The 9,806-nt window shown below is 61.9% G+C and carries 8 protein-coding genes and 1 pseudogene; all 9 read right to left on the bottom strand.

Annotated features, from left to right (window positions below):
* Positions 1–33: 33 nt before the first annotated feature.
* Positions 34–999: a fatty acid desaturase family protein gene (locus GV818_RS13280; RefSeq protein ID WP_161776749.1), complete on the bottom strand. Its 966-nt coding sequence runs from the start codon at positions 997–999 to the stop codon at positions 34–36.
* Positions 986–1,609, bottom strand: coding sequence for a phosphatase PAP2 family protein (locus tag GV818_RS13275; protein ID WP_161757317.1), 624 nt, complete (start codon positions 1,607–1,609; stop codon positions 986–988). The genes GV818_RS13280 and GV818_RS13275 overlap by 14 nt, the downstream gene beginning before the upstream one ends.
* Positions 1,610–1,646: 37 nt before the next feature.
* Positions 1,647–2,738: a glycosyltransferase family 1 protein gene (locus GV818_RS13270; RefSeq protein WP_161757318.1), complete on the bottom strand. Its 1,092-nt coding sequence runs from the start codon at positions 2,736–2,738 to the stop codon at positions 1,647–1,649.
* On the bottom strand, positions 2,735–3,469 hold the full coding sequence (locus GV818_RS13265; protein WP_161757319.1) for a diiron oxygenase: 735 nt from the start codon (positions 3,467–3,469) through the stop codon (positions 2,735–2,737). Before GV818_RS13265 ends, GV818_RS13270 begins: the two co-directional genes overlap by 4 nt.
* Positions 3,466–4,500 (bottom strand): hypothetical protein, encoded by a 1,035-nt coding sequence (locus tag GV818_RS13260; RefSeq protein WP_161757320.1) that lies wholly within the window; start codon positions 4,498–4,500, stop codon positions 3,466–3,468. Before GV818_RS13260 ends, GV818_RS13265 begins: the two co-directional genes overlap by 4 nt.
* Positions 4,501–4,553: 53 nt before the next feature.
* Positions 4,554–5,615, bottom strand: a complete 1,062-nt coding sequence (locus GV818_RS13255; protein ID WP_161757321.1) for a glycosyltransferase — start codon at positions 5,613–5,615, stop codon at positions 4,554–4,556.
* A 778-nt stretch (positions 5,616–6,393) separates the two neighbouring features.
* Positions 6,394–6,654, bottom strand: coding sequence for a PAAR domain-containing protein (locus tag GV818_RS13250; protein ID WP_161757322.1), 261 nt, complete (start codon positions 6,652–6,654; stop codon positions 6,394–6,396).
* A gap of 18 nt (positions 6,655–6,672) precedes the next feature.
* Positions 6,673–8,267 (bottom strand): annotated as a pseudogene (locus tag GV818_RS13245) (type VI lipase adapter Tla3 domain-containing protein).
* Positions 8,268–8,394: 127 nt separating this feature from the next.
* On the bottom strand, positions 8,395–9,806 hold a 1,412-nt coding region (locus GV818_RS13240), incomplete at its 5' end, for a type VI lipase adapter Tla3 domain-containing protein (RefSeq protein ID WP_161776748.1).

Here is a 9,806-nt window from a genome sequence, read left to right as displayed (position 1 = left end):
CCTCGCCCGGCGCCTTGAAACGCCGGGCCGACGTCAGGCTGCGGGCGCTTTGCGCGTCGGGTAACTAACGTCCCGCAGTACCCCAACGTAGCCGTTGTAGAGATTGGCGGCTGGCAGCAACTGCCGGGCCGCCAATTGCTCATGCACGCTGCGCAAGTGGTAGAACGGCATGCGCACATAGAGGTGGTGCTCGATGTGGTAGTGGATGGCGTGCGGGCCGAACACAAAGGTCTGCCAGTTTGCCCGCACAATGCTGCGGGCATTCTGGCTCTGGTCTGCGCTGACAGGCATGCCGGCGTGCTCCATGATTGCCCGCACCCGGCCCAGCAGCGGCAGCAGGGTGATCGCCGGCAGCAGCCACAACCCCAGGTAGAACCAGGGGTGCCCGCTCCAGCTCAGCAGGCCGAACAGCAATCCGTTGCCAGCCACCATCGACAAGACTTCCCCCAGCACCTGGCCACGGGTTTTATCGACCCTGGGCATGATTGCGCGATAGTCGCCCCGGGCGAACCTGAAAGCGCTGATGAAGTAGCCCACGCCACACAAGTCCGCCAGTAGCCGCGTGGCCAGCTTGCCCCGGGGCAGCGGGTAATCCCCCAGGCCAAACACCCCGACCACCGGGTCGTCATGCTCCATGGGGTGGCGATGATGCTTCAGGTGCCCGGCACGGTAGGTTTGCAGCGACAGAAACAGTGGGCCTGCGGCACACCATTGACCGACCAGGTCATTGAGCTTCTGCGAGTGCAGCAGCACGCCATGGGCGCTCTCATGCATGATCACCGCCAGCGCCAACTGGCTGCGGGCAATGATCAGTGCCGCCAACAGGTAGGTCACGGGATGCGGCCAGAGCGCGGCACAGGTGAACGCGGCGGCGATCAAGACCCAGTCGGCCAGCAGCGCCAGCAGGCTGATCCAGGGTTTGAGGGCAAACAGCTCGGCGGCGGGAACAAAGGCATTCAACCCCCGGTTGTCACCGGCGCGAGATCTAGGCTGGGGCACGGGCACTGCTTCCTTGTGTTTGGGTGGCCAGGGCGCAGGCCAGGGCCAGCAGCACGCCGCCTGCGACATCGATCAGCGTGTGTTGCTTGAGGGTCAGGGTCGACAGGCAGATCAGCAAGCCGCCGAGGCCGACCAACCAGCGGTAGCGAACACGCCAGAGTGCCCGACAGGCCAGGCAAGTCACTGCCACATGCAGGCTGGGGCAGCCATTGGACGCCCGGTCCAACTGCCATAGGCGGCTCAGGCGTTGTTGCACAAAGGCGTTGTCGAGCGAGCCGATGTCCGGCCTGGGAATGAATTCGGGAAACAGCCAAAAGCACAGGATCGCCACTGCAAAAGCGATCCCGGTGGCGTTCCTGAAGGCCCTGAAGGCATCGGCGCTGGCGTAGGCCGCCGCCAGCGGCACCAAGGGAAAAAACAGCACATACACCCACCACGACTGGGCAATGAACGGGATCAGCTGATCCAGCGGCGTGACCCAGTTGTAGCGCGGCGTAATCAGGCGTTGCAGGCCAATGAAAATACTCAGGCCCAGCAACAGCCCCAGCAGCGCAACCAGCGCCTGTCGATAATTGGGGCCCGGGGTCAGGTGCTGCAAGGGCTTGCCCATGGCGGCTCGCTTGTCGGGTGGATGAATGTCGGCGCACTCACAGGCTGAGCAAGCGGCTGACCCAGGCGTCGATCCGCGCCTGGGCGCACGCCCTGCCCGGCGCGCCGGTGGGCTCAGGCGCGGCAACTGCGCTCAACTGCATCGCCGCCTGGGCCACCTGACGGCGAAAATCAGCGGCGTCGCCGCGCCAGGTCACCACCCGGTGCAACAGCTGCAACTGGGCGGCGCGCGCGGCATTGCTGGCCTGTTCGGGCTGATCGCTGAGGACCAGGATGATCGGTCGCCGATAGACCTGGGCGATCGACAGTGCAGCCATGCCCGGTGCCGACACCAGCAGTTGCGCCTGCGCCGCGCGACTGGCCCAGAGCGGATCAACCGCAAGCCAGCCACTGCGCCCGGCGTAGCCCTCCCCCACCAAATGCGCGGCCAGGCCGGCATCCGTCAGGCCGGCGCTCAAGGCAGCGGCCAGGCTGGGCTCACTGAAATGCGGGTTGAGGTACACCGCAGCGCCATCGGCGGCTGCCGGCAACGTGGAGGCCAAGGCCACCGGGGTGGGCAGGCGATACAAGGCCGGGGCGTTGGCATCATCGACCTCATAGGCGAAATCATGCTCGATGCAGGCACGCGCCGCGCCTATCTGGCGGCCGACGATCCAGCCGAACAGCCGCCCGAACTGGCGCGGCCACATGCCATCAAAATTGTTCAGCAGCGCGACCTTGAGGCTCGCCCCGTACACATGCACGACCTTGCGCCGCCAACCGGGCAGCATGCCCATGTACAGCAACGCCGGGTGGAAGGAGTCATTGATCACCAGGTCGGCGCTGCGCAGTCGGCGCCCCAGGCGCAGGATGTCCCGCAGCATCCGGCTTGGGCGAAACAGGTAATGCGCGACATTCCGATTGGTGGCCTTGCGCAACATGTTCTGCTCGCTGTCGAACTGCACCGCATAGTGCGGCGAGAGCAACTCGGCCTCAATGCCGAAGGGCTGGAGAAAACGCTGTCCCTGCTCCGAGGTGGTCAGTACCTCGACCTGTGCCCCGGCCTCACGCAGTGCATGCACCAGCAGTTGCGCGCGCATCAAGTGGCCACGCGCATCGGCCGTGGCCAGGTAGAGAATCCGTGAACTCATCGGGCAGTGCCACCCAGGCCGCCAAACACCCAGCCGGCGAGGTACATCGCCAGTGCACCGGTCACGCCAAAACTCGCATCGACGCGGCGAATGTCCTTGAGCAACGGGGCCAGGTGCACCGTTTCATGCGGCGCCACGATGCGCCGCAGGGTGTTCTCGCACAGGCGGACGTGGGCTTTCTCATCGTTCAGCACCCGTGACAACAACGGATACAGCCCATGCCCGGCGCCGATGACCGCACAGTGGCGGCTCAATACCCGCTCGGCCATCTGCTCGGCACACAGCCCCGTCGCGTAGGCCGGCACCAGCAGGCCGTGCTCGAAATGCGCCGCGTAGCGACGTGCCAGGCGTTGCCAACGCAGGATCTTGCGCCGGCTGAGCCAGTCCGGCTGCAGGCGGATTGCGCCATCATCGCCCAGGAGCTGCAAGGCCTCGGCAAACATCGCCACGTGCCGACGCTCATCGGCCAGGTGCTGTTCAACCTGGCGTTCGAGCCAGGACGGCGACTGCGGCAGCAACTGCTCCAGCAACGCGCGCTCGGTGGCGTCTTCGCCCGCCAGGTACATGCGCAATAACAACCGCTCGCCGCGCGGACTGCGGTGCAGGCGCTGCAGCGCGGCGCGCTTGATGCGGTCCACCAGGCGCGCTTGCACGGCACCCAGGCCCTGGGCCTTGGGCATGCTCAGGCAACTGAAATCCACCGCGCTCGCGTGGTGCTCGCTCACACTCATTGCCGCGGCTGCTGGGTAGAGTCGGTCACAACGGAGGCCGGTGCCGCCTGTGAGCTACGGTGCCAGGCCAGGATCAGGCCGATGAAGCTGTCGCGCATGAACGCAGAGCCGGCGGCCGGAGCCGTGGCAAAGGCCTCTTCACGACCGTTGTAACGCAGGTAACCCTTACCGTTGACCGCACCCAACTCCAGGCTGTCGTGCTTGTTCAAACCGCGCTGGCGCACGTCCTGCAGCAGCGGGCTGTGCTCAAGGCCAAACACAAACAGTTGGCGCTGCACCACCCACACCGGGATCTGACTGCTCAGGGCCTGCAGATCGAGGTTCCAGGTGCCCTTGGCCAGCAGTTGATCCAACTCGGTATTGTCCGCTTGTGCCGAGGTGAAGCTGGCGCGCATCAACGCCTTCGACACCCGGCCAACGCCCAGGGCGATGGTGATGTCATCGGCGCTAGGGTTCTGCTCATCGCTGGGGCGGACCACGACGAAATAGCTGGCCACCCGTGCAGCCATGGACGGCTGCGCCAAGACCTTGCGCGCCTGCTCGGCGCTGAACAGCACGCGCTCGCCGTGGCCTTCGCGAACACTGATCTGATAAGGGTCAAGGACAATGTCACTGAACTTGCCACGCACGGGTGCGTGCACATAGGTATCGGACTTCCACTCTTTGCCCGAACGCCGCAGCAGCACCTGCAAGCTCAGAGGCACACGCTGGCCATCGGCGGCGATGCCACTGCCGTGTAGCAGCACGTCGCCGATCACGGTCTTGCTGCCGTGGTTGGCGTCGCTGCCAATCACGATGGCGTGGGCTTGCGGATCGACACTGGCCGAAGCATCCGCCACGTCCAGGGCGATGCGGTTGCAGTTACTGTCGGCACTGCGGGTGAGCGCTTCAGCGCAACCACTGGTCGAGGCGAAGTGATACACCCCGCGGCCGCTGAACTCGGCGGCCGCGGCGCTGGCCTGGCCACTCAGGGCCAGCAACGCCAGGCACGCCATGGAGTAACCGAACGAGGCGAACGAAGATGTTTTCATGGGAACTTCCTGTAGGCACGCAACTGGCGTGCGACGATGCGGCGCGACACGGATCAATCCAGGTTGCGGTGATAGGACAGAGCTTCACTGTGCCGGGCGCTGCTGCGACCGACGGATAGGCCGCAGCCACGAACCACCGCGCCGGCAGTATCGAGCAACGACATGCCGATGACGATGGCCGTCGCCCCAAGGCGCCGCAGTCCGCGCAGCGGCGGCAAGTCTTGATGGTTGAGGGCGCGCAGGCTGTAGCCCAGTCGCCCGACCATCACGCACAACGGCCCGAGTGGCCCGCTGCGCCCGAGCCATTGCAGCCAGCCCGGCATATAGGCGCGAACCAGGTAAGGCGTCAGGTCGACACTGTCGCCGCCGCGGAGCCAGCGCAGCTTGACCACTTCGCCATGGCTGTCGGGCAGGCGATGCTCGGTATGCGCGCCCGGTGCATAGGCAACCGCCACGCCGGCGGCTTGCAGACGCAGGCCCATGACCTGGCAATGGGCGCGGTAAACGCCATCGAGCGGCTCATAGCGGTACTGCTCGAACGTGTCACAGCGAAAAGCCACGTTGTTGGCATAAAAGTTACGCGTGGCGCCGTGGCGCAACGGGCTGGGGAAATACATGAAGTCGATGGCGGTCAGGGCACTGCCGGTGACGCTTGGCGCATAACTGGTACGCCCAGCGACCGCCACCGGGGCATCGGCTTGGGCGAACGGCGCGAGCAATTGCTCCAGCCACTGGGCACAGGGGATGCAATCGGCATCGGCGAAAACCACATACTCGCAGCGCGCCTGGTCGACACAGTCGAAGCCGACATTCTTGGCATCGTAGTAGCCGGTGCGCGCATCGATTTCGACGAAGTCCAGCGCCCGCCCGGCCAACGTACACAGCGCCTGGCGCGCCTGCAGGTCGAGGCCGTCGTGGGTAATGACCCACTGGGCAAAGGCTGGTGCTGGCACACTCTGGCGGGCCAACCGGGCGATCAGCCGTTCGAGGCTGTTCAAAGCCGCCACGGCATCACTGCCGCCGCGCAGATTGTTGGTCTCCAGCACCAGCGCAGTATTGGCGGCAATCCTCTCCAGGCACTTGAGCCTGTCATCGCGGTGCGGCGACAGCGACATCCGGGTTGTCGTTTCTTGGCTATCCATTTCGGCGTATCTCTGAAAAAGGCAGGACTGCTCGCCGGCCTTGCTTGCCGGATTAGACCAGTAACTCGGGGGCGTCACGGGCGCAATCACAGCATTATTCCCGAGATTATTCAAATGCCGACTGCGCTCGCCACCCCATACTCCCGGCCCGGTCCTTACTCATCGACAGTAGGTTTGCCTGGCCAGCAACCTGCATGGTCGGCCAATCCACTCGGGGGCGAGACTGGCAATCCTGAGCATTTATTCGAGCCAGGCACAGCGCCGGATCCTCGACTTGCCGCACACCGCCCTCCTCTATTTCGCAGAACTCCAGGAGGGTGCTGGAGATCGGATGAACATCCGACTCTTCATGCTTCAGTACTCCGCCGGAAAATCACCTGCTGATAGATTGCCTCCCGTAGCACATTGACACCGTGCTGGCGCACCGACTCGAACAAAAACGGATCACCCGGGTTCGCGCAGTGCAAGAGATAGCGAGCAACGGATGACTTGCCGTCAGGCAGCAGATAATCCACTGGCAAGCCGGTCGGATGGGGCTCCCGCTCGGGCCTTAGGGCCAACGAACAAATCGCCTCCTAACGATCAGTAAAAATCACCACAGTCGGTGAACTGAGGCGGAGCAGCCTGAGCCAGAACAGCCAGGTACAGACAGAGCCAGGCAAGCATGGCGCGATGAAACCTGTTCATCAGCCCCCTTGGCCTCGCTCGTCGTTCAGTTGTTGATGGGTGACGCGAAGCATCCTTCACCTGACTAACTTGCCGCGCTGCCTTTGGGACCACTGGCGATCAGGCTGGCGCCACAGGCGGTTTTCATCCCATCAAGCGCCACCGCAATACCGCCTACATCCAACAGGGCACTGCCCTCTGAAATAGCAAACACGCCCTTGCACAAGGGGCACACGACCTTGTGCCCTACTCCCGCCATGGGCTTGCCGTTCAAGTCGGTCTGGTTGAATGCTTCAATGACCGTGCCGCCGTGGCTGGTACTGTCGCCAAGTCGAACGATGTCCATAACCTCTCCTTTGCACACTTACAAATCATCCAGCCAATTCTGTTTCAGTTGCAGCTCAACCTGAAACGCTTCCAGCGTGTGGTCCTCCATGAACGGCATCTGCGATGCGGCAGTAAGCACAGAGCTGGTTTTACTGAGTTGCAACTGCTACTGCCGAGGGTTTACGGCATCAGCGTCACCCGGAAAGGATTATTACCGACAGGCTTTTTACCCGGCGTCGGAGAGGTAACCGCAATGATCGTTGCCTGGTCCTTGCGACGCATGGGCATCACCACGCTGGTGTCGGCGTTCTGGTAACTGGCCATGGTGGCCAAGGCAATGCCGACGAAGGGTGAGGCAGCTCCGGTATCGCCCAAGCGCTGGGTCAGGTCGTAGCTTTCACGGGAGTCCAGCAGGTCCAGGGCGCTATGGGCAATGGTGAGGGCCGGCATCAGTTCGGCCAGTGGCACGCTGTTCAAACCGCCGTCGTAGAACAACCGGGCCGGTGCTGGGGCAATCCCGTCGATGGCTTTTTTCCAACCTGCGGCCAGTTGCGCACTCAGAGCTTCGCGCTTGAGACGCTCGCCGTTGTCCGGGCGTTGCAGGGAAACGGTGACCGGGCGATGGATCTGGGCCAGCACCGGTAAAGCGTCCCATTGTTCGAAGGCGCGTTCGGTCCAGGGCTGGGGGATGAACTCGGAAGGTTGGAACTCCACGGCAGGTTTACGCCAACCCCAGCCGGTGAACTCGGGATCGATCTTGTTCTTGTTGACCTTGGTGAAGGGTGCGTAGTAGCGCAGCCATTCGACGCGCTCGGGGCGGCCGATGACCAGGGCGACCATTGAGTCGGTGAGTTCTCCTGATTTACGTGGTCCAGATCCTGCGCCGAGTGATTTCAAGGAAATATCCTTGCTCAATAATGCCCCAGCCATATTGATCCCTTCATTGGTGTACACCAAAAGTGCAGGGAGATCAGGGTTGCGCTCAAATACTTGAAATAGGGACTCCAATACATCCTCGGGAGTGTCATTACAGACTATTCCGTCTTGCAGATTACGAATCCGGTGCCAATGAAGTCCTGCAGGTGTTCGCATGTTATTGACCATGACAGACAAACTGCGCTGAGTTCTTTCAGGCGAGAAGCGAAGGTTCGGTGTTTTAGGGTTCCAACCTCGAACCACAGTGACGGTAGGAATCGGCCATTTCTCTAGAAAGTCCCTTAGCCCCAGCTCCAATGCATCTGTTTCCCGCTTGTCATAGGCCATGTCCTTGTCATCAGCGGTCTGAGGATACTTCTTCGGGTCCATGGGCAGGATACTTCCGACATGCAGTGACTCCGTTTGCTTCACACTCTGCTCTTGCAAAGCCTGCCAGGTCTGCCCCTGCCGAAATACATCCAGGCTCATGCCGATGCTGAGCACATCCAGGGTTTCCAATCGAGGCGAAGTGGTCGGAGCTCGGTAGCGGGTATCAGCTGACATATCAGAAGTCTTCTTGCCAAGAGCATAAGCAGCTACAGGCGTTGCCTGGCTGGCAAAGCAGCGAATAGGCGTGAGCGGATCTTCTGTGGCCAGAGTCACGCCACTGCTCAACAGCAAACCAGCCATGGACAAACAGGTGAATACCGAACGCATCACCGTTCTGCCTTGAGTGGTGGAGTCGCCGAATCGAATGCTATCCATGGCCATGTCTGTCCGTTTTTCCGTTTGTCCTGGGCGGACGGCATTTGCCGTCCGGGTGTTGGCGTGCTGGGGCCAAGGCTTACAAATCATCCATCCAGTCGCCCTTGGGTTTCAGGCTGGCCACGAACTCTTCGATTGCGTAATCGTCGTTCTCAAATTTCGCCAATGAAGGGGCTGCCGGTTTGCTTGCGGGCGCGGGTTGCTTAGTGTCAGTGCTGGCGGTTTGTGGCATCAGGTTGACGCCGAACCTGTTGTCGAGCGGTTTTTTTCCCGGTGTCGGTGAGGTGACCGCAATGATCGTTGCCTGGTCCTTGCGACGCAGGGGCATCACCACGCTGGTGTCGGCGTTCTGGTAACTGGCCATGGTGGCCAAGGCAATGCCGACGAAGGGCGAGGCTGCGCCGGTATCGCCCAGGCGCTGGGTCAGGTCGTAGCTTTCACGGGAGTCCAGCAGGTCCAGGGCGCTATGGGCAATGGTGAGCGCAGGCATCAGTTCGGCCAGTGGCACGCTGTTCAAACCGCCGTCGTAGAACAACCGGGCCGGTGCTGGGGTAATCCCGTCGATGGCTTTTTTCCAACCTGCGGCCAGTTGCGCACTCAGGGCTTCGCGCTTGAGACGTTCGCCGTTGTCCGGGCGTTGCAGGGAAACGGTGACCGGGCGGTGGATCTGGGCCAGCACCGGTAAAGCGTCCCATTGCTCAAGGGCGCGTTCGGTCCAGGGCTGGGGGATGAACTCTGAAGGTTGGAACTCCACGGCCGGTTTACGCCAACCCCAGCCGGTGAACTCGGGATCGATCTTGTTCTTGTTGATCTTGGTGAAGGGTGCGTAGTAACGCAGCCATTCGACGCGCTCGGGGCGGCCGATGACCAGGGCGACCATCGCATCAGTTAATTTGTCAGGTTGCCGTGGGCCCGAAACAGCCCCAAGTGACTTCAAGGAAACATCTCTGCTCGATAGAGCGCCAGCCATGCTAATGCCCTCATTTACATATACCAACAACGCAGGAAGATCGGGGCTACGCTCGAATATCTGGAACAGCGACTCCATCACCCCCTCGGGAGTGTCGTTGCAGACAATGCCGTCCTGTAAGTTACGAATACGATGCCAATGCAGCCCAGCAGGTGTTCGCATGTTATTGACCATGACAGACAAACTGCGCTGAGTTCTTTCAGGCGAGAAGCGAAGGTTCGGTGTTTTAGGGTTCCAACCTCGAACCACAGTGACGGTAGGAATCGGCCATTTTTCCAGAAAATCCCTTAGCCCCAGCTCCAATGCATCCGTTTCCCGTTTGTCGTAGGCCATATTCTTGTCATCGGCAGTCACCGGGTACTTCTTTGGATCCATGGGCAAGATACTGCCTACGTGCAGTGACTCCGTTTGCTTCGCACTCTGCTCTTGCAAAGCCTGCCAGGTCTGCCCCTGCCGAAATACATCCAGGCTCATGCCGATGCTGAGCACATCCAAAGTTTCCAAGCGAGGCGAAGTAGTGG

Source organism: Pseudomonas sp. Fl4BN1 (assembly GCF_009908285.1).
GTDB lineage: Bacteria > Pseudomonadota > Gammaproteobacteria > Pseudomonadales > Pseudomonadaceae > Aquipseudomonas.
Note: the sequence above shows the minus strand (reverse complement) of the source record. Positions and strands in the feature narration are given on the sequence as shown.

Bases quoted from the DNA above. Each gene is read 5' to 3' on its own strand.
- GV818_RS13255 (WP_161757321.1), bottom strand. From the start codon at position 5,615: ATGTCGCTGTCGCCGCACCGCGATGACAGGCTCAAGTGCCTGGAGAGG.
- GV818_RS13270 (WP_161757318.1), bottom strand. From the start codon at position 2,738: ATGAGTTCACGGATTCTCTACCTGGCCACGGCCGATGCGCGTGGCCAC.
- GV818_RS13265 (WP_161757319.1), bottom strand. From the start codon at position 3,469: ATGAGTGTGAGCGAGCACCACGCGAGCGCGGTGGATTTCAGTTGCCTG.
- GV818_RS13250 (WP_161757322.1), bottom strand. From the start codon at position 6,654: ATGGACATCGTTCGACTTGGCGACAGTACCAGCCACGGCGGCACGGTC.
- GV818_RS13275 (WP_161757317.1), bottom strand. From the start codon at position 1,609: ATGGGCAAGCCCTTGCAGCACCTGACCCCGGGCCCCAATTATCGACAG.
- GV818_RS13260 (WP_161757320.1), bottom strand. From the start codon at position 4,500: ATGAAAACATCTTCGTTCGCCTCGTTCGGTTACTCCATGGCGTGCCTG.